Origin of the sequence: Streptomyces sp. NPDC048504, assembly GCF_043200035.1 — a bacterium.
Classification (GTDB): domain Bacteria; phylum Actinomycetota; class Actinomycetes; order Streptomycetales; family Streptomycetaceae; genus Streptomyces.
Window position 1 is genome coordinate 168,171 of sequence record NZ_JBICXA010000011.1, and the last position, 21,689, is coordinate 189,859.

The 21,689-nt window shown below is 69.0% G+C and carries 20 protein-coding genes and 2 pseudogenes; 15 read left to right on the forward strand and 7 right to left on the reverse strand.

The window, feature by feature from the left end; genetic code table 11:
* Window positions 1-58: 58 nt before the first annotated feature.
* The 3 genes and pseudogenes from ACGFY9_RS26950 to ACGFY9_RS26960 form a co-directional block, all read right to left on the reverse strand.
* Window positions 59-1,261, reverse strand: coding sequence for a tyrosine-type recombinase/integrase (locus tag ACGFY9_RS26950; RefSeq protein ID WP_393758238.1), 1,203 nt, complete (start codon window positions 1,259-1,261; stop codon window positions 59-61).
* Window positions 1,258-1,839: a winged helix-turn-helix domain-containing protein gene (locus ACGFY9_RS26955; protein ID WP_393758240.1), complete on the reverse strand. Its 582-nt coding sequence runs from the start codon at window positions 1,837-1,839 to the stop codon at window positions 1,258-1,260. Before ACGFY9_RS26955 ends, ACGFY9_RS26950 begins: the two co-directional genes overlap by 4 nt.
* A gap of 233 nt (window positions 1,840-2,072) precedes the next feature.
* Window positions 2,073-2,222: pseudogene (locus ACGFY9_RS26960) on the reverse strand (aminopeptidase); the annotation flags it as partial.
* 215 nt (window positions 2,223-2,437) lie between these two features.
* On the opposite strand from ACGFY9_RS26960, the gene ACGFY9_RS26965 reads away from it, so the two are divergent.
* The 9 genes from ACGFY9_RS26965 to ACGFY9_RS27005 all read left to right on the forward strand — a co-directional run bounded on the left by ACGFY9_RS26965 (window position 2,438) and on the right by ACGFY9_RS27005 (window position 10,709).
* Entirely contained in the window at window positions 2,438-3,139 is a 702-nt protein-coding gene (locus tag ACGFY9_RS26965) for a FadR/GntR family transcriptional regulator (protein ID WP_365989194.1), read from the forward strand.
* A gap of 92 nt (window positions 3,140-3,231) precedes the next feature.
* A complete protein-coding gene (locus ACGFY9_RS26970) occupies window positions 3,232-4,263 on the forward strand; it encodes an ABC transporter substrate-binding protein (protein WP_393758242.1) in 1,032 nt (343 codons plus the stop codon).
* A gap of 31 nt (window positions 4,264-4,294) precedes the next feature.
* Window positions 4,295-5,080: an ABC transporter ATP-binding protein gene (locus ACGFY9_RS26975; protein WP_365989192.1), complete on the forward strand. Its 786-nt coding sequence runs from the start codon at window positions 4,295-4,297 to the stop codon at window positions 5,078-5,080.
* A complete protein-coding gene (locus ACGFY9_RS26980; RefSeq protein WP_393758244.1) occupies window positions 5,077-5,928 on the forward strand; it encodes an ABC transporter permease in 852 nt (283 codons plus the stop codon). The genes ACGFY9_RS26975 and ACGFY9_RS26980 overlap by 4 nt, the downstream gene beginning before the upstream one ends.
* Before the next feature lie 15 nt (window positions 5,929-5,943).
* Window positions 5,944-6,744, forward strand: a complete 801-nt coding sequence (locus tag ACGFY9_RS26985; RefSeq protein ID WP_365989190.1) for a creatininase family protein — start codon at window positions 5,944-5,946, stop codon at window positions 6,742-6,744.
* A 62-nt stretch (window positions 6,745-6,806) separates the two neighbouring features.
* On the forward strand, window positions 6,807-7,886 hold the full coding sequence (locus ACGFY9_RS26990) for an acetamidase/formamidase family protein (protein WP_365989189.1): 1,080 nt from the start codon (window positions 6,807-6,809) through the stop codon (window positions 7,884-7,886).
* Entirely contained in the window at window positions 7,883-9,484 is a 1,602-nt protein-coding gene (locus ACGFY9_RS26995) for an amidase (protein WP_393758246.1), read from the forward strand. The genes ACGFY9_RS26990 and ACGFY9_RS26995 overlap by 4 nt, the downstream gene beginning before the upstream one ends.
* A complete protein-coding gene (locus ACGFY9_RS27000) occupies window positions 9,481-10,320 on the forward strand; it encodes a cysteine hydrolase family protein (protein ID WP_393758248.1) in 840 nt (279 codons plus the stop codon). The genes ACGFY9_RS26995 and ACGFY9_RS27000 overlap by 4 nt, the downstream gene beginning before the upstream one ends.
* A complete protein-coding gene (locus ACGFY9_RS27005) occupies window positions 10,269-10,709 on the forward strand; it encodes a cupin domain-containing protein (RefSeq protein ID WP_393758250.1) in 441 nt (146 codons plus the stop codon). Before ACGFY9_RS27000 ends, ACGFY9_RS27005 begins: the two co-directional genes overlap by 52 nt.
* 43 nt (window positions 10,710-10,752) lie before the next feature.
* On the opposite strand, the gene ACGFY9_RS27010 is transcribed toward ACGFY9_RS27005, so the two are convergent.
* Window positions 10,753-11,562, reverse strand: coding sequence for a molybdopterin-binding protein (locus tag ACGFY9_RS27010; RefSeq protein WP_393758252.1), 810 nt, complete (start codon window positions 11,560-11,562; stop codon window positions 10,753-10,755).
* Window positions 11,563-11,731: 169 nt separating this feature from the next.
* Window positions 11,732-12,100 carry a VOC family protein gene (locus tag ACGFY9_RS27015; protein WP_365989184.1) on the reverse strand — a complete coding sequence of 123 codons (369 nt, stop codon included), beginning with the start codon at window positions 12,098-12,100 and terminating at the stop codon, window positions 11,732-11,734.
* A 63-nt stretch (window positions 12,101-12,163) separates the two neighbouring features.
* Between ACGFY9_RS27015 and ACGFY9_RS27020 the strand changes: the two genes are divergently transcribed.
* Entirely contained in the window at window positions 12,164-12,616 is a 453-nt protein-coding gene (locus ACGFY9_RS27020) for a MarR family transcriptional regulator (protein WP_365989183.1), read from the forward strand.
* Between the two features lie 141 nt (window positions 12,617-12,757).
* Here ACGFY9_RS27020 and ACGFY9_RS27025 read toward each other — a convergent pair whose 3' ends face one another.
* Complete coding sequence (locus tag ACGFY9_RS27025) at window positions 12,758-13,285, reverse strand: hypothetical protein (protein ID WP_393758255.1); 528 nt, start codon at window positions 13,283-13,285, stop codon at window positions 12,758-12,760.
* A 332-nt stretch (window positions 13,286-13,617) separates the two neighbouring features.
* On the opposite strand from ACGFY9_RS27025, the pseudogene ACGFY9_RS27030 reads away from it, so the two are divergent.
* A pseudogene (locus tag ACGFY9_RS27030) lies at window positions 13,618-13,803 on the forward strand (IS1380 family transposase); the annotation flags it as partial.
* A gap of 16 nt (window positions 13,804-13,819) precedes the next feature.
* Here ACGFY9_RS27030 and ACGFY9_RS27035 read toward each other — a convergent pair.
* A complete protein-coding gene (locus ACGFY9_RS27035; RefSeq protein WP_365989181.1) occupies window positions 13,820-14,809 on the reverse strand; it encodes a LacI family DNA-binding transcriptional regulator in 990 nt (329 codons plus the stop codon).
* 631 nt (window positions 14,810-15,440) lie between these two features.
* Here ACGFY9_RS27035 and ACGFY9_RS27040 point away from each other — a divergent pair.
* Genes ACGFY9_RS27040 through ACGFY9_RS27055 form a run of 4 tightly spaced genes read left to right on the forward strand, consistent with a single transcriptional unit; the run spans window position 15,441 to window position 21,668 of the window.
* A complete protein-coding gene (locus ACGFY9_RS27040; RefSeq protein WP_393758257.1) occupies window positions 15,441-16,418 on the forward strand; it encodes a nucleoside hydrolase in 978 nt (325 codons plus the stop codon).
* Window positions 16,415-17,674: a BMP family protein gene (locus tag ACGFY9_RS27045; protein WP_393758259.1), complete on the forward strand. Its 1,260-nt coding sequence runs from the start codon at window positions 16,415-16,417 to the stop codon at window positions 17,672-17,674. Before ACGFY9_RS27040 ends, ACGFY9_RS27045 begins: the two co-directional genes overlap by 4 nt.
* Window positions 17,671-19,191, forward strand: coding sequence for an ABC transporter ATP-binding protein (locus ACGFY9_RS27050; protein ID WP_393758261.1), 1,521 nt, complete (start codon window positions 17,671-17,673; stop codon window positions 19,189-19,191). Before ACGFY9_RS27045 ends, ACGFY9_RS27050 begins: the two co-directional genes overlap by 4 nt.
* Window positions 19,188-21,668 (forward strand): hypothetical protein, encoded by a 2,481-nt coding sequence (locus ACGFY9_RS27055; protein WP_393758263.1) that lies wholly within the window; start codon window positions 19,188-19,190, stop codon window positions 21,666-21,668. Before ACGFY9_RS27050 ends, ACGFY9_RS27055 begins: the two co-directional genes overlap by 4 nt.
* The last annotated feature ends 21 nt before the right edge of the window (window positions 21,669-21,689 follow it).

The following is a 21,689-nucleotide window of genomic DNA, read 5'->3' on the forward strand; positions in this document are numbered from 1 at the left end:
TCAGCCTTGCAATCCATAGTCGGCCTTGGGAGTGCCGAGGAGTGGATATTGCCCGTCATCAGCCCTGGGGAGAATCTGGGGAGTTTCGACTGCCATGCAGATCTCCCTGCCTCCCCAACAGTCCGTCAAGGGCCGTCCGGCCCTTGCTTCCGGTCTCCGGCATGAAGTGAGCATAGTAACCGAGGGTGATCGCCGGCGAGGAGTGCCCGAGCCACCGAGCCACGGTCACGACGGACTCTCCCGCCTCCAGCATGATGGAGGCGTAGGTGTGCCGCAGCACGTGGAAGCCGTCCTTCGGCGCCGCTTCCCACTGCCACTTCTTCGCGCCCTTGGCGCGTGGCGGGATGATTCCGGCCTTGGCCAACGCGGGCTTCCACGTGTAGGTGTTCCACGTGTTCACCGCAATGGCGTTGCCGAATCGCGTCGTGAGCAACAGGGAGAACTTCCTCCGCTGCCCCTCCGGCCTCCCCCACGGGAGTTCCACCTCCACCGGCGGAAACACTCCGACATGACGCTTGATCTCCTCGGCCACCGAGGGGGGCATATCGACGACACGGGTCTTCTTCCCCTTCGGCAAGGCGAAGTACAGCCTCCCCTTGATCGCCTGGACTTGGCGGCGGACATGGAGGACCCCCCTCGCGTAGTCGATGTCGTCCGGGCTCAAGCCGAATACCTCGCCCTGGCGAAGTCCGCACCCCAGACCGAGGACGACGGTTATCCGGTTGCGCGGGCTGATGACGTCGCGGACTCGCAGCGCTGTCCCCAGCAGCCAAGCCTCACGGCGCTCCTGAGTCGCCTTGGGCCACCGCACGGACTTCGCGTGCATCGGGTTGCTCGCGAGCCGCTTGTCGTCGACGGCCGCCTCCAGAATGGAGGAGAGCTCGGACAGGATGCCGCGCAGGAGGTCGTCGGGGCGTGCGCGGTCCACGGTCGCGTCGGCGGGTGGGGTGTCGGTGAGGGGCACGCCACGCCCGATGAACCGTGACAGGTGATCGTCGGTGTCGGAGTCGGTGGAGTGCCAGGTCGTGCCGTCCGGCGCGGTGATCTGGACTGCCGCGTCGCTGAGTTCGGCGGTCAGGAGCAGTAACCGGCGCCGCAGGCGGGGGTGTTTGGCGCTGGCGACCTTGCCGGTCTCCGTGTCGAGCAGGGCGAACCGCCGGTCGTGGACCAGACCTTGTGCGGTGACCTCCGTTGCCGTGACCGGCTCGCCCAGCAGGGACTTGACCGGGTAGCAGTAGAGCCGGTCCAGCGTTCCGATCATGGTTGTTCCGTCTCGGCGGGCAGCAGCGGGAAGAGCCGGGCGACGGCAGCTACGGGGAGTGCGTCGGCGGGGCGGGCGGCGGGGTTGTGGTCCCGGTCTTGATAGCGGCTGAGGAGTTGGCGGATGGCCTCGGCCGTCTCCTGTATCTCCTGTGGAGTCAGGTAAGCGATGGCGCTGAATGCCTCGTCGGCCTCGCGCCACTCGTTCGGGGCCTGGTCGCGGCGGCCCAGCCAGCGCTGGTAGCTCTCGTCCTCCAGCCCTCGGGCCGGCGTGTCGAATCCGGTATCAGCGGCGTCGCCAGCCGTGACGGGTGCCTTCGGGGTCTGCCGGCGCAGTTGCCACGGGCGGGCGCGGCCACCGCTGTGCGGGGCCTCCTCTATCCGTCCGTAGCGGGCGAGTCGGCGCAGGTGGAAGGAGCACAGCCCGGAGCTGTAGCCGAGGCGGGCGGCGGCCTCAGTTGAGGTCAGGGTGCCCGTCTCGGCCAGGAGCGCGAGCAGGGCCGTACGCACCTCGTGCTTGGCGAGCCCGACCGATGGTGTTCGCGCGTCGGTCTCTGGCGAGGTCTCATGATCCGCCACTTTGCAAAGCGCGGTGCTTTGCAAAGGAGTTGGCAAGGGTCTGGCCCCTGAAGAGACAAGGCTGGACAGGCGGTCCGTGCACCGGTCGCGCGGTCCGACGACCAAGCGGGACCAGACCTCGGCGTGGTCGCGGATGTAGTCGATGTCCCTTACGTACAGGCCGAGATGGCCCTCCTCGACGTGCCGCTGGAAGTTCTCGTCGCCGGCGGCGGCCATCTCTCGCAGGTGGTCGGCGAGGTCCCGAACATCTCGTTCGCCAGGTCGCGGATGTGGTCGCTCACCTCGCGGTCGCCCCGGCCCGCGGCGACCGGGCCCCGGACCTCGATCTCGGCGAACAGTTCGGCGGCCTTGGCCTGGGCATCGAGCAGCCGCGCCGCGCGAATGGATTCGTCCGTCGTGCCGCCGACCGTACGTACCCCGTTCCGGCACCTGCAAGCGAGTTGCGCCCTCCGGGCCCGATGTTTCATCGATGTGACCTGCGTAAACGTCTGGTTGCCAAGTACTTGGAGGGCTTCCCCTCGCGCCGGACCGGTCCTTACGGTTCACATCATCAGTTGGTCAGACCAGCTGACCGTAGGAGGATCGGGGAGGGAATTTCTTGGACGGGTTCGACGCGTTCGTGCGTCGGTCGCTGAGTGTGAGCTCCGAGATCGTCGCTCACATAGAGACGCTGATCAGCAGCGGTTCTCTGGAGCCGGGCACCAAGCTGCCGCCGGAGCGTGAGCTGGCGCAGGCGCTGAAGGTCTCGCGGGTGTCGCTGCGCGAGGCGATGCACGAGCTGGAGGCCAAGCGGATGATCGAGCGCCGGCCGGGCCGGGGCACGATCGTGCTGGAGGTGCCCTCTCACGCGCAGGCGCTGTACGGGGAGATGTCGGAGTCCGAGCGGACGCTGCGCGATGTCGCGGAACTGCGCGAGACGATCGAGCCGAAGTTCGCGCAACTGGCCGCCGAACGTGCGACGACAGCGACGTTGTACGCCCTTGAGCAGGTGCTGGAGACGAGTGGCCGCGAGTTGTCGCCGGAGGAGTCGCTGAAGGCCGACATCACCTTTCACATGCTGCTGGCCCAGGCGTCGCAGAACCCGTTGATGGTGGCCCTCAACTCCCTGGCCAACAGCTGGACGGAGTCCGTGCGTTCCTTCTCGCACGAGACCGCCGAGGCCCGCCGGTCCTCGCACCACGGGCATCAGCTGATCTTCGACGCAGTACGGAGCGGCAATGGCGCCGCGGCCCGCGACGCGATGCTGGCGCATCTCGCCGACGTCGCGAATCTGACGAGGGGCAGCTACCCCTCGTTCTGAACCGGCTCCACCAGCCACTTCCGCGAAATGAGCAACCCATGAGATCCGCATCCCCGTTCATACGGCTGCGCCTGTTCCGTAAGACATCAGTCATGAAGACATCCGTCATGAGTGCCACGGCGCTGGCCCTGGTCGCGGTGTCGGCGTGCGGCAGCAGCGCGTCGTCCTCGGCCTCCTCCTCGGGCGGCGGGGCGAAGGCGTTCAAGCTCGTACTTCCCTGGTATGCCGATCCCGAGGGCGGCGGTTTCTTCGCGGCGAAGGCGGAGGGGCTGTACAAGACCAAGAACCTCGATGTCACCCTGCAGTCCGGCGGCCCGCAGGTGTCGGCCACCCAGCTCGTCGCGGCGGGCCGCGCCCAGGTCGGGTTCACCGACGCCGCCGGTCTCATCCAGGCACGCGAGCAGGGCATCCCGGTCGTCGCGATCGGCGCCCTCTACCAGGACAACCCGGTGGGCGTGATGGTGCACGCCAGCACCGGTATCACGTCCTTCGCCGGCATGGGCGGCAAGACCTGGGTGGTGCAGACCGGTCAACTCGGCCCGGAGTGGGTCAAGAAGAAGACCGGCATCACGTTCTCGACCCAGGCGTACCAGGGCTCCATCGCCAACTTCCTGAAGAAGGACAGCCTGGTCCAGCAGGGCTGGCCCACGAACGAGGCGTACACGGCCCAGAAGGCCGGGGTGAAGGTCAACTTCATCCCGTTCTCCACCTCCGGGTTCAACCCGTACAACGACATCTTCTTCACCTCCGAGTCCTACCTGAAGAGCCACCGCAAGGAGCTGACCGACTTCCTCGCGGCGAGCATGCAGGGCTGGCAGGACTACATGGGCAAGGTGTCGGTCGCCAAGACGGCCAACACCGCCATCACCAAGGCGAACAGTCAACTGACCTCGCAGGCCGCCTGGTACGCCTGGGACAAGCAGCGCAAGTACGTGATCGCCGGCGAGGGCAAGCAGCAGCTCGGCGCCATGACGCCGCAGCGCTGGACGACCTTCATCGACCAGATGAAGCAGCTCGGCCAGCTCAAGAGCACGCCGAAGGCGAGCGACCTCTACGACGCCTCACTGCTGCCCAAGGTCGCCGCACCCGCGTCCCTGCCCGCGGCGCCGGCCGGTTCCTACTGATTCCGTGAGTGCCCGGAAGGAGCGACGCAGTATGAGTGCAGTCCGTGTGGAGAACCGTGTCGAGGAGCAGGCGGTCGGTCCCGGTCCGCTGGTCTCGTTCGACGGGGCGGACAAGGTCTACAGCAGCGGCTTCCGGGCGCTGGCCCCCATCGAGCTGCGCCTGCCACGGGCGGAGATCACCGCGCTGGTCGGCCCGTCGGGGTGCGGCAAGTCCACGCTGCTGCGAATGGCGGCCGGCCTGACCGCACCGAGCAACGGCAGCCTGATCCGGCGCACCGAGCGGATGTCGTACGTGTTCCAGGACCCGACCCTGCTGGCCTGGCGGTCGGTCAGGGCCAACGTCGAACTGGTCGCCAAACTGCAGGGCGTGCCCCGGCCGGAGCGCCGGCAACGGGCGCAGGACGCCATCGACCTGGTCGGCCTGCGCGGGTTCGAGAAGGCGTATCCCCGCGAGTTGTCCGGGGGCATGAAGATGCGCGCGTCGCTGGCCCGGTCACTGACCAGCGAGCCCGAACTGATGCTGATGGACGAGCCGTTCGCGGCGCTGGACGAGTTCAACCGGGAGAAGATGGGCGCCGAACTGATCAGTCTGTGGCGCACCCGCCAGGTCACCGTCATGTTCGTCACGCACTCCATCCCCGAGGCGGTCCGGCTCGGGCATCAGATCGCGGTGATGGGGACCGGGCCCGGCCATCTCAAGCAGGTCTTCCGCTCCCCCAGCCCGCCCACGCCCGACCCCGAGACCGCGCGGGACGACAAGGCGCTGCGCGAGCTGCGTACCGAGATCTCGACGATGCTGGGAGGTACCGGGATATGACGGTGATCGACGCCCCGGAACTACCGAAGACGGCCCCCGCACAGCAATCGCCGCGCCGGTGGCGGTCGTTGGCACTGAAGACCGTGCTGCCTCCGGTCGGCGCGTTCGCGGTCGGGGTCGGCCTGTGGCAGCTGGTGATCGTCGCCTTCGGCGTTCCCGGCTACATGCTGCCCTCACCGGCGACGATGGCGAGCACCATCACCGATGAGTTCAACACCCTCGGCGAACCGACCTGGGTGACACTGCGCGAGTCCGTGATGGGCTTTGTGATCGCGGCCTTCGCGGGCGTGCTCAGTGCGCTGGTGATGGCGCGCTGGCGGCTGATGGAACGCAGCCTCTACCCCTATCTGATCCTGCTCCAGACGATCCCGATCGTGGCGGTGGCACCGCTGTTCGTAGTCTGGCTCGGCCCGGGGATAGCGACGAACACCCTGGTGGCGGCCATGATCGCGCTGTTCCCGGTGGCGGCCAACACCCTCCAGGGTCTCAAGTCCATCGACCGCAATCTGGTGCAGCTGTACACGATGGCCGGGGCGCCGCCCCGGGTGCAGCTGCTGTTCCTGCGGCTGCCCGGAGCGCTGCCGGCGATCCTGACCGGCCTGCGGGTGGCCGCCGGCGCGTCGGTGATCGGCGCGATCGTCGGTGAGTTCGTGGCGGGCGTCGGCGGCGGCGCGGGCGGCCTCGGATACGTCATCACCGAGAGCGCGGTGCAACTGCGTACCCCCCAGCTGTTCCTGGCGGTCATCGGCGCGAGCGTCGTGTCGCTGCTGCTGTTCGGAGTCGTCGTCCTGGTCGAGAGGTACCTGCTCGGCAAGTGGCACGAGTCCGCGCTGCCGACCGACGAATAGCGAGGAGTCATCATCGTGAGCAAGTACCCATATCTGTGGGCCGAGTTGACCACCGAGGACGTCCGGGGCCTCGCCAAGGACAGTGCCGTGGTGATCCAGCCGATCGGCGCGGTGGAGCAGCACGGGCCCCATCTGCCGCTGGTCACCGACGCGTTGGTGGCCGAGGTCATCGCCCGTACGGCCGTGGAGCGGCTCGGCGAGGCAGCGAACATGTGGGTCCTGCCGACCCTGCACTACGGAAAGTCCACCGAACACCTCGGCCGGGCGGGCACGATCGCGATGTCTACGGCGACGTTGCAGGCGATGTGCATGGACCTCGGCGAGTCTCTGGCCAGGAGCGGGGTGCGCAAGCTCGTCTTCGTCAACGGGCACGGCGGCCAGCCGAGCCTGCTCGACGTGGTCGCCCGCGACATCCGCCACCACTTCGGCCTGGAGGTGTTCCCGGTCATGCCGTCGCGGTTCCCGCTGCCCGACGGGGTCGAGGACCCGGACCCGTTCGGCATCCACGGCGGGTTCGTCGAGACGTCGCTGATGCTGGCCCTGGCACCCGAACTCGTACGTCTGGACAAGGCAGTTGCCGACGGGCTGCGAGTCGGTGAGCTGTACGCGGCACAGCGGCACCTCACGCTGGAGGGCGCGGTGCCCACCGCGTGGCTGATCGACGACGTCTCCGCCTCGGGCGTCGTCGGCGACCCCACCGGAGCCGCCGCGGACACCGGCAAGCGGATCGTCGGGCACTGGACGGAGCTGCTGGCCGAAGCACTGCTGGAGGTCCAGGCGTTCGCGTTCCCGGCCTTGGACGGAACCGCCCGGTGAGCACGCCGCTCGCCCCGGCAAGCCCGTCAAGACAGCTGAAAGTGAAAGCACTTGGAGGAACGATGACGACCGCGGCACGCCAGCACCTCGGTGCCACGGTGTCGACGACGTTGTGGGGCCGTCTGCCCTGCGCCGAAGACGCACCCGTACTCACCGTCGACCCGGGCGAACAGGTCTCCATCGACACCGTCAGCCACGAAGGCATCCTGGAGGACCAGGGCCGGGACCCGGTCACCTTCTTCGGCAACCACGGCGTCCCGGGCCACGACGTCCTGGCCGACACCGTCGCGATCGCCACCAACGGCACCCACACCCCGGCAGACGGGCCGCATGTCGTCACCGGCCCGATCGAGGTGCGCGGCGCGGCGGTCGGCGACTATCTCGCCGTACAGGTGGACGAGTTGGTGCCACGCACCGCCTACGGCGTGATCTCCAGCAGGCACAACAAGGGCCTGCTACCAGGTGTCTTCCCCACCGACGGACCGCTGACGAGCATCTTCTGCCCGGTACTCGACGCGGTCGACGGCATCTCCGCCCCGCAGGCCACCCTGCCGCTGACGACCGGCTCCACCGATCGCGTCGTACGTTTCCCGATCGCGCCGTTCCTCGGTCTGATGGGCGTGGCCACCCCCGGATCCGCGAGACTGCACTCAACCCCGCCCGGCGAACACGGCGGGAACATCGACATCTCGCTGCTCCAAGCGGGCAGCACCCTGTACCTGCCGGTCCAGGTACCCGGCGCCGGTTTCTACGTCGGCGACCCGCACTTCGCCCAGGGCAACGGCGAGATCTCGCTGACGGCGCTGGAGGCACCGCTGCGCGCCACCCTGACGATCGACGTGATCCCCCGGCAGCGCGCCGCCGAACTGTTCGGTGACGCACGCGGCCCGATAGCGCGGACCGCGGACCTTCTCGTACCGACCGGCCTGGACACCGACCTCGACGAGGCGGTCGCCAAGTGCGCGCGTAACGCGCTGGAACTCCTCCGGGCATCCTTCGGAATGGATCACGAGCTGGCGTACGCCTACCTCAGCGCGGCGACCGACTTCGACATCTCCCAGGTCGTCGACGTGGTCAAGGGCGTGCACGCTCGGATCAGACTCTCCGATTTCGCACGGGTGGAAGGACGGGCATGGCGATGAGCGCGCCCGAGAAGAACGAAGAGTGCCAGCTGATCGCGCCCGTCGGGACACCGCCGGGTCTGCTGGAGGCGTTCTGGCGCTACGACAGTGCCCTGCTGGCCAACGACCGGGACACGCTCGACGAGTTGTTCATGCCGGGCCCGCACACCCTCAGGGGCGACGGGCAGGCGCTGCTCGTCGGCCATGAGGCGATCGCGGGATTCCGGTCCGCGCGCGCCAGGATCCCCACGCGGCGAGTCGCCCAGTTGCACGTACAGGTCATCGCCGACGACGCCGTACTGGTGATGGCACGCACCGAAGACGGCGAGGCCACCGGCCTGCAGACACAACTGTGGCGCCTGACCGGGGACCGTTGGACGGTCGCTGCCGCCCATGTGAGCCTGCCTGCTGTACCGAAGTCGGCCGGCCCGGCGGCTCCCTTCGACACGACGGTCTGGCGGGCGATCGGCGATCCACTGGTGTCCGCCGACACGCAGGGCCCGCTGGACGGCATCGGCGTCGCCGTGAAGGATCTGTTCGCGGTCGCCGGGCAGCCCATCGGCGCCGGGGTTCCCGCATGGCTGGCCGAGCAGCGCCCGCAGGCCGAATCGGCGCCCGCAGTAAGCGCGTTGCTGGCTGCCGGGGCACACGTGGTGGGCATCGCACGCACCGACGAGTTCGCCTACAGCCTCGCCGGCACCAACGCGCACTACGGAACCCCACCGAACCCGGCCGCGCCCGGCCGCGTCAGCGGCGGGTCCAGCAGCGGCCCGGCGAGCGCGGTGGCCCTCGGCCAGGCGGCGGTCGGGCTCGGCACCGACACCGCCGGGTCCATCCGGGTCCCCGCCTCGTACCAGGGCCTGGTCGGTCTGCGCACCACGCACGGCGCGATCAGCACCGCCGGCGTCCTGCCCCTGGCCCGATCCTTCGACACCGTCGGCTGGCTGACCCGGGACGTACGTACCTCCGCCACCGTCGCCCGGACCCTGCTCCCCGACGACGGCGACAGGGCCGTGCCCGTAGCCCGTACCGTCCGTCTGCCCGAGGTCGAAGCCCTGGCCAGAGCGGATGTGCGGGAGGCATTCACGACCACCGTCGAGAACCTGACCGCCGCCGGAAAGCTCCCGCCGGCCGAAACCGTGGACCTTCCGCACGACGTGCTGGAACGCTGGTTCACCGCGTTCCGCACCGTACAGGCGTGGGAGGCATGGCAGGCCCACGGCGGATGGATCACCGCGCACCCGGGTGCGCTCGGCGCCGACGTGGCCACCCGCTTCGCCCAGGCATCCGAGATCACTGACGAACAGGCGGCAGCAGCACGGGAGTTGACGGCTGAAGCACGCAAGCAGCTCGGGGAATGGCTCTCGGGCAGCATCCTGGCCATCCCCTCGGCCTCCGGCCCAGCCCCGGCCCGCAACTCGTCGGGCGATCAGATCGAGGCCGAGCGCGCGGCGACGCTCCGGATGACCTGCCTCGCGGGACTCGCCAGCGCACCCGCCCTCTCACTGCCCCTGCTGCGCTCCGCCGAGGGCCGCCCGGCGGGCCTGTGCCTGCTCGGCGCACCAGGAACCGACCACGGCCTGTTCACCCTCGCCGCCGCACTGGAGACCCCCGCATGACCGCCTCTCTGCCCCGCCACCGCAACCGCTGGCAGTTCCCCGGCCCGCACATCGACCTGCACCGGCCCCAACTCCCGTCCCGCTCAGCGGAGTTGCGCGCCGAACCCACCCCGCTCGTCCTCGATCCGTCCCACACCGCCCTGATCGTCGTAGACCTCCAGAACGACTTCTGCACACCGGGCGGCTGGCTGGCCGGCATCGGCGTAGACGTATCGGTGCTCGCGACGGCGGTCGAACTGAGCGCGCAGGCCGTGTCATCCGCCCGCACCGCCGACATCCCCGTGATCTGGCTGAACTGGGGCAACCGCCCCGACCAGGCAAACCTCCCACCGGGCGTGACACACGTCTACGACCCCTCAGGCACCGGCGAGGGCATCGGCTCCCGCACGCCCGGCACCGATTCCCGCGTGCTCACGAAGGGCAGTTGGGGCGCCGCCCTCGTCGACGGCCTGGTCACCGAGGAGCAGGACATCCACGTCGACAAGTACCGCATGAGCGGCTTCTGGGACACACCCCTCGACAGCATCCTGCGCAACCTCCGCGTGGACACGCTGATCTTCGCCGGGGTCAACTCCGACCAGTGCGTGTACGCCACCCTCATCGACGCCGCCTGCCTCGGCTACGACGTCGTCATGCTCACCGACGCATCCGCCACGACCTCACCGTCGTACTGCCACGACGCGACGATCTACAACACCCGCCAGTGCTACGGCTTCACCGCCTCCACACCCGACCTGCTCGACGCGCTGAACACCGCCGCCGACCGCTTCGAGGAGAACTCCGCATGGCCACCGCCCCGACCCTGCGCCACCTCGACCAGGTCGTACCGCAGCTGATCTCTCCGGCCGACACCGTCCGGCTCGCCCTCCTGGCCGGCCCCGCCGACGGATCACCGGCCAGCGTCTTCTACGAAGTCTGGGAACCCGGCGGCGCGCAGCCCGACAACTCCCATCCCGACTCCACCGAAATCTTCGTGGTCCTCACCGGACACGGCATCGCCCACAGCGACGAACACTCCGTACCCATCGGCCCCGGCGACGTCCTCGTCCTGCCGCCCGGCTCGGTGCACCGCATCGAGAACACCTCCGCCACCGAGCGCCTCTACACCGTCACCATCATGGCCGAGGACGGCGGCGCCATGCCCGGCGGCTTCGCCGCACTCGTCAGCGCCGGCACCCCGGCCCAGTGGGACGACACCGACCGGGCCGCACTGCGGGGGCACTGACAGGGACCGCCACTTCGACGCGAGCCTGGTGCCGGGGCTCGCCTCATCCCGCCGGCGAGATCACGGGCACCGGGGTGCAGGGCTGCCAGTCCGGCGGTACGGCGGCCAACGCGTCCGCGAGGGCCGCGCCGCGCAGGAACGCCGACCTGTGACCACCCACGGCACGAGCGGTGACGCCGTCCCAGATCACCGGGACCAGGCGGGTACGCCCCGGGGCGATACGGGTGTCTCCGGCCAGCGGGATGCGGGGCAGGGCGGGCAGCGGGCGTCCGGCGAGACCGGTCAGCAGCGGGGCGAGCAGGGTGTGGGCGGCGGCCAGGGCGGCGTACGGATTGCCGGGCAGACCCAAGATCCAGCGGCCGTCCGGGAGTTGGGCGAGGAGCTGGGGATGTCCTGGGCGGCAGGCGACCGCGTCCACGACCCACCGGGCGTCGCCGTCCCCGTCCAGAAAGGCGCGCAGCTGGTCGGTGACGCCGACCGACGTGGAGCCGGTCACGACGATCACGCCCGAGTCGTATGGTGTGCGGCGCACAGCGTCGGCGAGTGAGTCTGCGGGGCGGTCCGGCACGTGGTGCAGGTCGGCGACCACGCCGCCGAGCGTGTGGACAAGCGACGGCAGCAGCGGGCCGAGGGCGTCGCGGACCTGACCGGAGCCGGGACGGCCGGTGTGGGTGAGTTCGTCGCCGGTGACCAGGACGCGGACGCGGGGGCGCGGTCGTATCGACAGGGTGTCGTGGCCGCAGGCGGCGGCCAGGCCGAGCAGCACGGGGTCGATCCGGGTACCGGCCGGGGCCAGCGCCGCGCCCGGCAGGCCGCTTGCGCCGGCGGACCGCCGACGACGGCGGGCTACCACCCTCCTCCTCGGCGATCGTCTCGCCCTACGACACCACGGCCCGCTACGTCCGACAGCGTCAATGTTGGAGCTTCAGAGTCAAGAGCCAATGAATGTCGCCCGGATTCTCGCGCCTCGGGCGCAACCGCGCTCTTCGGGGACCGGTGATCGTCCGGTGGCGTTGGGCGTATCAGGCGCGGTCGTGGAGAGTGACCTGGTAGCCGTCGGGGTCGGCGAAGGTGAATGTCCGACCGAAGGGGCCGTCGATCGGCGCGGAGACGATGGTGTGACCGTCGGCGACGAGAGCATCGTGAATGGCCTGGACGTCTGTGGCGTGGAACCAGATCGCGGCACCGATGCCGGGCTGAGCAACGGATGCGAGATCGGTGCCGGGAACGACGTCGCGGAGTGCGAACGCGATCGGCTTCGTCTCGAAGACGACGGCGTGCGGAGGTCCGGCCTGCGAGCGGACGAGGCCGAGGTACTGCTCGTAGAACGCCTGCGAAGCGTCGAGGTCGCGCGCCTGGAGCGAGATGAAGTCGGGGCCGGTGGCGGGCATGATGATGCTCCTTCTTTTCGTGTCAGCTTTCTGACACAGGTCAATCTATGTCAGAATGCTGACATGCATCAAGATGGTGTCGACCTGGAGACGTCACTGGGCTACCTGCTGAAAGAGGCGTCGAGCGTCCTCCGCACAGCCATGGAGGAGGTACTGCGGCCACTCGGGATGAGCGTGACGCACTACTCCTGCCTCGAACTGCTGGCTCAACGACCGGGCTTGTCGAACTCCGAGCTCGCGCGTGGCGCGTTCGTGACACGGCAGTCGATGAACGTGCTGCTCCAGACCCTGGAACGAGAGGGCTACGTGACCAGGCCCGCGGAGGCACCCGTCGGGAAGGTTCTTCCCACGCGGCTCACGCCTCGCGGCCGACGGAGCCTCGAGAAGGCGACCGTAGCGGTCCGGTCCGTCGAGGTCAGAATGCTGGCCGGCATGACCGAGACCGAGCAGTCAGGCGCGTTCCGGATCCTGCAGAGCATGATCCATTCCCTGCGCGATGGCAGCGCCGGTGCGTAGCTCGTTCCCCGGCGCACGTCTCGTCGCGCCCGGACAGGAGTGCAGCCGAGCGTGGAAATCCGTGCAGGCGACCTCGAAAACCGACAGCCCCCGACTACACCCTCTTCTGCGATGAGCCCCTGAACTGCGCTTCTGTGCAGGTCAGGGGCCATTGCCCGAGGGAACCCTCTGAACCACCTCGAACGGCACGAGCCGCACCCTCCCGGCGCGGACCATGGCAGACATGACCTCAGACGTCACCATCCTCGGGCCCATGGTCGGCGCCGCGTCACGTCCGTCTACGCGCTGCGGTCCGCTCATCTCAGCTCCCGAACGGCCGTGCACAGCTCCTACGCTGACCAGAGGCTGGAAACTGCGGGTGTCTTCCTGGACGCTGTCGACGCCTGCCGCAAGGCCGGGACCGCGAAGCAGCAGCGCAAGGCTCAAGAGGAGCTCGCCCACCGCGCCATGGCGGTGCTGTACAACCCCGTCGCGCCCTAGACAAGCGATGAAAAGATCATGGACTGCCTCCGGGAAAGCGCGGAGCGATTTGAGGCGCTCGCCGCGGAGTTGGGCATTGAGCACGTGGACGATGACCGCGAAGCCCCAAACTTCCTTGAGGCCGTCCGCCGGGAGCAGGACGAGGCCCTGAAAGCAGGGAAGCCAGAGCCAGACATCCGCGAGTTCCATGCCGAGGCCGACCACCGTTCACAGCGGTTCGGGATCCTGGAACTTCGGGAAGCCTTGGTGTCAGGAGCAGTGCGCCGGGCACGGCAGGAGCGGCGGGACGCGCGCCGGAAAGCACTTGCTGCACTGCGCGAGCCCACAGGCGAGTTCGTGGACGCGGTCAACCTGTCCATGGCATCCGTACCGGCGGCCCGTGGGCGCCTTCGGCCAACAGCGCTGCGCGTGCCGCCCCGCGGCCGTCGGCGCCCTGCTTGATGAGGGCGGCCTTCCGCCGTCAGCGTACGGACCCCCCGCTGCCGAGTCATCCGGCGACCGTAAGCCCGTACCGCGCCGATGGTTCGGGGGTGGTCGGTCATGCCGGGGCACGCTTGCCGGCGGATCTTGCCGATGCCACCGGGCTGACCGCCGCGTACTCCGCCGCCCTCAGGCAGCTTCGGCCGCGCGGGACCGGGCATGATCCGGGCCGGATCGCCAGCGACCTGGCGGTGATGCTCGCCGACGGCGACGAGGCCATCGTGGACAACCGAGACGGCGAGGCTAAGCTCCAAGTCGCCGATGGGTGGAGGCGCGAACGACGAGTTCGGTCGGCAGGATCACTTCGCGGGCCTCGGTCCGTCCCGACAGGACGTCGAGGAACTCGGTGGCGGCCCGTCGGCCCAGTTCGCGCGCGGGCAGCCGGACACAGGTCAGCGAAGGCTCGAGCAGGGCGGCAGTGGGCAGGTCGTCGAAGGACGCCAGCGCGGCCCTGCCGGGTACGGCGACCTGGAGTGTTCGGAGCGCCTGGAGCGCGCCGTAAGCCATGACATCGCTGGCGCATACGATCGCCGTTACACCCAGGGCATCCCACTCGCCCCACAGCTTGAGCAAGCGCTCAGAAGCAGCCTCGATGGTGTTGCCCGACGAAGCCTTCGAAAGAACCCCGCCACCGGCGTGGATTCGTGCCTCGAACGCCTCGTATCGGAGGGCGAATGTGTCGGTCTGCTGGTCGGACTGAAGGTAGCCGATCCGCTGGTGCCCGCGCTCCAGCAGGTGTGCCGCCAGCGCCTCCGCGCCTGACACGAGGTCGAAGTTGACCCGCACCAGGCCGGAAGGACCTCTGGGCGAGTCGAGCAGCACGGCCGGGACGGACGGCTGTTCGCCGAGTGCCTCCAGCGCGCTCGCGTCGATGATGATGCCGTCAACACCGATGGCGAACAGCGCGGCAACATTCCGCCGCGCGGTCGTGTGTCCGATCTCCGTGGCGATCGACAGGAGTTGGAGCCGGTCGTCGAACTCCTCCAGCAGCCCCATCTGGACGGCGGCGAAGAACGGGTTCGACAGGCCGGTCGAGACGAAGCCGACGATCCCGGACCGGCCCGTGGCCAGGCTCCTGGCCCGTCGGTCGACCTCATAGCCGAGCCGGTGGGCCTCTTCCAGGACTCGCTGCCGGGTCTCGGGAAGGACGCGGCCCGCGTCCTTCCCGTTGACCACCAGCGAAACGGTCGCCGTCGAGACTCCGGCGGCACTCGCCACGTCCGCCGCGGTCACCCTTCGTACGCCCTTGGTTCGCCCGCCCATTGGTCGTCAGGGACGCGGTGTCCGTGCGGACCCGTTTCCCCGTCCCCCCTTTCGATTTCTACTCAGTATTTTTGGATACAGCTTATGTGCAGTTCCGTACGATCTCCACTGGCGCATTTTACCATGCATGCGATGCAATTCGCACCCACTGAAATGATCGCCAATTACTTCATTCCGACACGTGACCTGGCCAAGCCTTCATTCATCCAGCTACAGGGGTGATGGAGTCCTCTCTTTGGAATTAATTTTCATGGACACACGCCGCCCGTCGGGTCCTTTATTGCCCATTTCAGAAGATGGTTTCGTAATTCTGATCCTCATGAATATCAAGGCTAATTGACGGCGCATTTTCTGGCGGGCAATCAATTCTTCCGGTTGGTGTTCGCAGTTTTCGGTCCCGCATGGCTCGGACCGTACCCGCCCCGCGCTGCCCGCAAGCCCGCGTCACGATCCCCGGTGTCGCGTCGGCATGTCCCGGACCGTGAGACGAGTGCAGTTAAGCGCTTGACTGGACGTGCCGGACAGGGTTATCTCTTCTCCCATCCACCCTGACGACCGCCTCTTCGCTGCAGCAACCTCGAGGCCGAACAAGGACACGCCAATGCCGATCCAGGACCAGGAACACCCCGATCTCGACGTGATCATCGACTGCGACACGGGGACGGACGACGCGGTCGAGCTGCTCACGGCCTTCGGGATCCCCGGGGTCCGGGTCCTGGCGGTGACATGCGTGGACGGCAACGTCGGCGTGGACGCGGTGGTACGCAACACCCTCGGTGTCCTGGACGCCGCCGACGCGCCGGATGTGCCCGTCGCTCGGGGCTGCCCCGTACCGCTCGCCCAGCCGACCCCCGACGCGTCCTGGGTGCACGGCGACAACGGGCTGGGCGGGATAGCGCTGCCGGAGACCTCGCGGGCGGCCGTGCCGCTCCACGCGGTGGAATTGCTCCGGACCACGCTCACCGCCGCCGACCGTCCGGTGACCGTGGTGGCGACCGGCCCCCTGACGAACCTCGCCGTGCTCTTCACCTGCTATCCCGAGGTCAAGGAAAAGATCGGGCGGATCGTGGTGATGGGCGGATCCGCGGCCGTGGGCGGCAACTCCGACGCTACGGCCGAGTTCAACTTCTTCCACGATCCCGAGGCCGCGGAGATCGTCCTGCGGACCGGGCCGAACGTCTGGTTGTACGGGCTGGACGTGTTCAACAGCGTGACCGTCCCCGCCGAACAGGTCCGAAAGCTCGTCGAGCACACCGAACCGGCCGCCCGGCTCGCCGGCAACCTGCTGACCGGGATGGGAAAGACCTGGAACCGGGTGGACCCCGTACTCGGCGACACCGGTGCGTTCCTCGTCGCGGTCTGGCCCGAGCTGGCCCAGGTCTCCGCACACCGCACGACGGTCGAACTCCATGGCGCGTACACCCGGGGCATGAGCGTCGTGGATCGCCGGGCCGACGAGGATCTGCCGCCCTACACCGACACCTCGTGGTCGGCCGTCACAGTCGTCTGGTCGGTGGACGAGGACGCGCTGCGCGGACGTCTGATGGATGCGCTCCTTCGGCCGAGGACACGTCGATGACCCGGATCAGCACTGTGAGCAGCGTCAACGTCGGCCTCGTGATCGGCCGCGACCGGGTGCCTACTGCCCGGTTCGCCACCCGTTCCCTCACCGACGCCCTCGTCGCCGCCTGCCGGCCCGCGGCCCCGGCCGTCACCAAGCCAGGCGCCCAAGCCGCCGTAACCATCGCAGCACACCTGCAACCCGAGGGACTTACCACCATGCAACCGACATCCACGAAGGCCATCGGCATCGCGAGCCTCGTACTCACGCTCGCGGCCTGCGGCACCAAGCAGACCACCACCCAGGCCGGATCGACCGGCAGCACCTCGGGATACAAGGCGTGCATGGTCACCGACACCGGCGGTGTCGACGACAAGTCGTTCAACCAGTCGGTGTGGCAGGGACTGCAGAAGGCGGGCACCGCCGACGTCCAGTACCTGTCCTCGGCCACCTCCAGCGACTTCGCCAGGAACATCACCGCGCTTGAGTCCGTCAAGTGCGACCTGATCTTCACCGTCGGTTTCGCGATGGCCGACGCGACGACCGGCGCGGCCAAGGCGTCGCCGAAGCAGCACTTCGCGATCATCGACAACACCGGGGACAAGAAGAACGTCCAGGGGCTGCTGTTCAACACCGCACAGTCCGCGTTCATGGCGGGTTACCTCGCCGCCGGATACTCCAAGACCGGCGAGGTCGCCACCTACGGCGGGCAGGATCTGGCCCCGGTGACCGCGTACATGGACGGCTTCTGGGAGGGCGTCCACTACTACAACAACGCGCACCACAAGAGCGTGCACGTGCTCGGCTGGGACGAGAAGACGCGCAAGGGCAGCTTCGCCGGGACGTTCACCGACCAGACCAAGGGCTCGCAGCTGGCCAAGAACTTCATCCAGGCAGGCGCTGACGTGATCTACCCGGTCGCCGGCGGGACCGGCCTCGGTACGGCTGCCGCCGCCCAGGCGTCCGGCGGCAAGGCGGCCGTGATCTGGGTCGACACCGACGGCTGTGTCGCCGCGCCCCAGTACTGCGATGTCTTTCTGACCACCACCTACAAGGGCATCTCACAGGCCGTGCAGACCGCGGTGAAGGGGGGCGCCGCGGGCAACTACGGCACCGGCGACTACGTCGGCACGCTCGCCAACGGCGGCACCGGCCTGTCGCCGTACCACGACTTCGCCTCGAAGGTCCCGCAAGCGCTCCAGGACGAGGTGGCCAAGGTCGGCAAGGACATCCGCTCCGGGGCGATCACGATCACGTCCAAGTCGCAGCCGTGAAGCTCGAACTCCGCGGCGTCACCAAGCGGTTCGGCCCGCTCGCCGCCAACGACGCGATCGACCTGACGGTGGAACCGGGTGAGATCCACGCCCTGCTCGGCGAGAACGGGGCCGGGAAGTCCACCCTGATGAACGTCCTCTACGGGCTGTACGAGCCGGACGAGGGCGAGATCCTCATCGACGGCGTTGCCCGGACCTTCCACGGCCCCTCGGATGCCATCGCCGCCGGGATCGGAATGGTCCACCAGCACTTCATGCTGATCCCGGTCTTCACCGTCGCCGAGAACGTGATGCTCGGGCACGAGGAGACTTCGGGCCCCTTCGGGCGGCTGTCCCGCGCCGAGGCCGCCACGAAGGTCCGCGAACTCTCCGACCGGTACGGCCTGGACGTCGACCCGGACAGCCTGGTGGAGGACCTGCCGGTCGGTGTGCAGCAGCGGGTGGAGATCCTCAAGGCCCTCATGCGAGACGCCCGGGTGCTGATCCTGGACGAGCCGACGGCGGTGCTCACCCCACGCGAGATCGATGACCTGATCCGGATCATGCGGACGCTGCGTGCGCAGGGCACGTCGGTGGTGTTCATCACCCACAAACTGCGCGAAGTCCGCGCGGTGGCCGACCGGATCACGGTCATCCGCCGGGGCAGGGTGATCGGCGAAGCGCCGGTCACCGCGTCCGAACAGGATGTGGCCGCGATGATGGTCGGCCGGGACGTCCGGCTGACGGTGTCCAAGGCGCAGGCCGCGCCGGGCGGGAACGCGTTGCGCATCGCCGGGTTGTCGGTGCGGGACGACCGGGGCCGCGTCAGCGTGGACGGCGTCGACCTGGACGTCCGGGCGGGCGAGATCGTCGCACTCGCCGGTGTCCAGGGCAACGGCCAGGAGGAACTGGTCGAGGCGCTGCTGGGCCTGCGTACGCCGACCGAGGGCTCGGTCCTGCTGGACGGCGACGAACTGGTGGGGCGCACCCCGCACGAGGTGCTCGCCTCGGGGATCGGATTCGTCCCGGAGGACCGTCAGCACGACGGACTGGTCGGGTCGTTCACGATCGCGGAGAACCTGGTCCTGGACCTCACCGACTCCGCCGCGTACGCGCGCGGGCCGCGCCTGAAGCTGGGCGCCGTCCGCGCCAACGCCGAAGCGCGGATCGCCGAGTACGACATCCGGCCCGCCGACGCGACGGCGCCGGCGAGCACCCTGTCCGGCGGCAACCAGCAGAAGGTCGTCCTGGCACGCGAGATGTCCAGGCCCCTGCGGCTGCTGGTCGTCTCGCAGCCCACCCGGGGCGTGGACGTCGGCGCCCAGGAGTTCATTCACCGGCGGATCGTCGCCGAACGGGACCGGGGCACCCCGGTAGTGATCGTTTCCACCGAGCTCGACGAGGTCCGTGCGCTCGCCGACCGGATCGCCGTCATGTACCGCGGCCGGATCATCGGGGAGTTCGGGGCCGGCGCCTCGTCCGACGAGATCGGTCTGATGATGGCCGGCGGCACGGCCGAACAGGAGAATCCCCGATGACGACCGAGACGACGCCCGAGACGACGACCGACCTCGCGGTCCGGCCCCGGCGGATCCGCGCCCGGCTGCCACGGATGCCACGAGGCGACGGCTGGCTGGTGACCGTGCTCGCGGTCGTGCTGGCCCTGCTCATCGGGGGGCTGTTCATCGCGCTCTCCGCCCCCGTCGTGCGGACCGACCTCGGCTACTTCTTCCAGCATCCCACCGACACCTTCCAGGACGCCTGGTACACCGTCCGCGACACCTACTCGGCGCTGTTCCAGGGCGCCGTATACGACGGGACCGGTTCGTTCGCGCCGATCGCGGGCACGGTCTACACGGCGGCCCCCTTGATCTGCGCGGGCCTGGGCATCTCGCTCGCCTTCCGGGCCGGGCTGTTCAACATCGGTGGCCAGGGCCAGGTGATCGCCGGTGCCATGGCCGCCGGATACGTCGGGTTCGCCTGGCACCTGCCCGTCGGCCTGCACCTGGTCGTCGCGCTGGCCGCCGGGATTTCGGCCGGTGCGCTGTGGGGCTTCCTCGCCGGATTCCTCAAGGCCCGCACCGGAGCGCACGAGGTCATCACGACCATCATGCTCAACTACGTCGCGCTCTTCGGCCTGGCCTTCCTGATACAGACAAGCACGGTCCAGTCCCCGGACAATCCGCAGACCAGCAAACTCATCCTCGGGTCGGCTCGGTTGCCACGTCTTCTCGGCTCCGGCCTCCCGGTCGACCTCGGCATCATTCTCGCCCTCGCCGCCACGGCGGGCGTGTGGTGGCTGCTCGCCCACAGCGGACTGGGCTTCAGGCTGCGGGCGGTCGGGGCCAACCCGGCGGCCGCACGGACCGCGGGCATGAACGTCCCCCGGACGACGATGACGGCGATGGCCCTGGCAGGATCCCTCACCGGCCTCGCCGGAACCCTGCTGGCGCTCGGCGGCGCCGCCCAGTACACGGTCACACCGCAGATCGACAACAACGTCGGCTTCGACGCGATCACGGTCGCGCTGCTCGGGCGGAATTCCCCGGCCGGGACGGTCGCGGCCGGGCTCCTGCTCGGCGCGTTGCGTCAGGGCGCGCCCACCGTGCAGGCCCAGGCGGGCGTCTCGGGCGACATCGTCACCGTCATCCAGGCGCTCATCGTCATCTTCGTCGCCGCGCCCCGGCTCACCCGGGCGATCTTCCGGCTCAAGGACCGCGGGCGTTCCGCATGGTCAGGTCTGTCCAACGGCCTCGCCGTCACGGCGACCACCGTACGCCGGGCGCGCTACCCGCGGCATGTGGCCGCCGGCGTGACGATCGTCGTACTCGGTCTACTCGCACTGCTGGGCTTCGCACTGAGCGGCCGTACGGCACGACCCGCGCTGTTCCACTTCTCTCTCTCCGGAGACGGCGCCGTCTGGTCGGCCCCGTCCCGGCCGCTGGTGATCGTGCTCTGCGCCGTCGTCCTGGCCGCCGGGGTGCTCTGTCTCACCGAGCGGCTGCCGGCGCGGTGGTGCACGGCCGTCGCGGTCTTCTGTCTGCTGCTGTCGTTCATCACCTGGTCGATCGCCGGGGACCCCACCGGCATGAACATCGTCTCCCTGCTGCAGGGCACGCTGTTCCCCTCCGCCGTCCCGCTGATCCTCGGCGCGCTGGCCGGCGTCATCGGTGAACGCTCCGGCGTGGTCAACGTCGCCCTCGAAGGGCAGTTGCTCCTCGGTGCCTTCGCCGCCGCGTTCGTCGGCTCCCTCACCCACAGCGTCTGGGGCGGGCTGATCGGCGGAGCCGCCGCCGGGGTGCTGGTCGCCGTCCTGCTGTCGGTGCTTGCGATCCGCTATCTCGTGGACCAGGTCATCGTGGGCGTGGTGCTCAATGTGCTCGCCCTGGGCATGACCAACTTCCTGTTCAAGCAGATCATCGCTCCCGCCTCCGACCGATACAACGCCGCCCCGTTCTTCCACGTCTGGAAGGTTCCACTGCTGGGTGACATCCCTCTGGTCGGCCCGGTGCTGTTCGAGGGGACCTTCTTCCTCTACCTCACCTACGCTCTTGTCGTGGTCGTGCACTTCGCGCTCTTCCACACCCGCTGGGGTCTACGCCTGCGTTCCGTCGGGGAACATCCCCGCGCGGCGGACACCGTCGGCATCAAGGTGAACCGCACCCGTGGTCTTGCCGTCCTTCTCGCGGGAGTGATCGCCGGTCTCGCGGGAGCGATGCTGGTGATCGGAGTGGGGCAACAGGGCGTGTTCTCACCGAACATGTCGGCCGGCAACGGCTTCATCGCGCTGGCCGCCGTCATCTTCGGCCGCTGGACCCCGCGTGGCGCCGTCCTGACCGCCCTGCTGTTCGGCTTCGCCACCGAACTCCAGTATCTGCTGGCGCAGGCCGGTCCCCCGATCGACCCCAACCTCCTGCTGATGGCGCCCTATCTCGCCACCATCGTCGCCGTCGCGAGCTTCGTCGGCCGGGTCCGTCCACCCGCCGCCGTCGGCCGGCCCTACCGGACCGGATGACATGGCGGGCGGCGGGCTCCC

Bases quoted from the DNA above. Each gene is read 5' to 3' on its own strand.
- ACGFY9_RS26950 (WP_393758238.1), bottom strand. From the start codon at position 1,261: ATGATCGGAACGCTGGACCGGCTCTACTGCTACCCGGTCAAGTCCCTG.
- ACGFY9_RS26970 (WP_393758242.1), top strand. From the start codon at position 3,232: ATGAAGACATCCGTCATGAGTGCCACGGCGCTGGCCCTGGTCGCGGTG.
- ACGFY9_RS26975 (WP_365989192.1), top strand. From the start codon at position 4,295: ATGAGTGCAGTCCGTGTGGAGAACCGTGTCGAGGAGCAGGCGGTCGGT.
- ACGFY9_RS26980 (WP_393758244.1), top strand. From the start codon at position 5,077: ATGACGGTGATCGACGCCCCGGAACTACCGAAGACGGCCCCCGCACAG.
- ACGFY9_RS26990 (WP_365989189.1), top strand. From the start codon at position 6,807: ATGACGACCGCGGCACGCCAGCACCTCGGTGCCACGGTGTCGACGACG.
- ACGFY9_RS26995 (WP_393758246.1), top strand. From the start codon at position 7,883: ATGAGCGCGCCCGAGAAGAACGAAGAGTGCCAGCTGATCGCGCCCGTC.
- ACGFY9_RS27000 (WP_393758248.1), top strand. From the start codon at position 9,481: ATGACCGCCTCTCTGCCCCGCCACCGCAACCGCTGGCAGTTCCCCGGC.
- ACGFY9_RS27005 (WP_393758250.1), top strand. From the start codon at position 10,269: ATGGCCACCGCCCCGACCCTGCGCCACCTCGACCAGGTCGTACCGCAG.
- ACGFY9_RS27015 (WP_365989184.1), bottom strand. From the start codon at position 12,100: ATGCCCGCCACCGGCCCCGACTTCATCTCGCTCCAGGCGCGCGACCTC.
- ACGFY9_RS27020 (WP_365989183.1), top strand. From the start codon at position 12,164: ATGCATCAAGATGGTGTCGACCTGGAGACGTCACTGGGCTACCTGCTG.
- ACGFY9_RS27025 (WP_393758255.1), bottom strand. From the start codon at position 13,285: ATGGAACTCGCGGATGTCTGGCTCTGGCTTCCCTGCTTTCAGGGCCTC.
- ACGFY9_RS27040 (WP_393758257.1), top strand. From the start codon at position 15,441: ATGCCGATCCAGGACCAGGAACACCCCGATCTCGACGTGATCATCGAC.
- ACGFY9_RS27045 (WP_393758259.1), top strand. From the start codon at position 16,415: ATGACCCGGATCAGCACTGTGAGCAGCGTCAACGTCGGCCTCGTGATC.
- ACGFY9_RS27055 (WP_393758263.1), top strand. From the start codon at position 19,188: ATGACGACCGAGACGACGCCCGAGACGACGACCGACCTCGCGGTCCGG.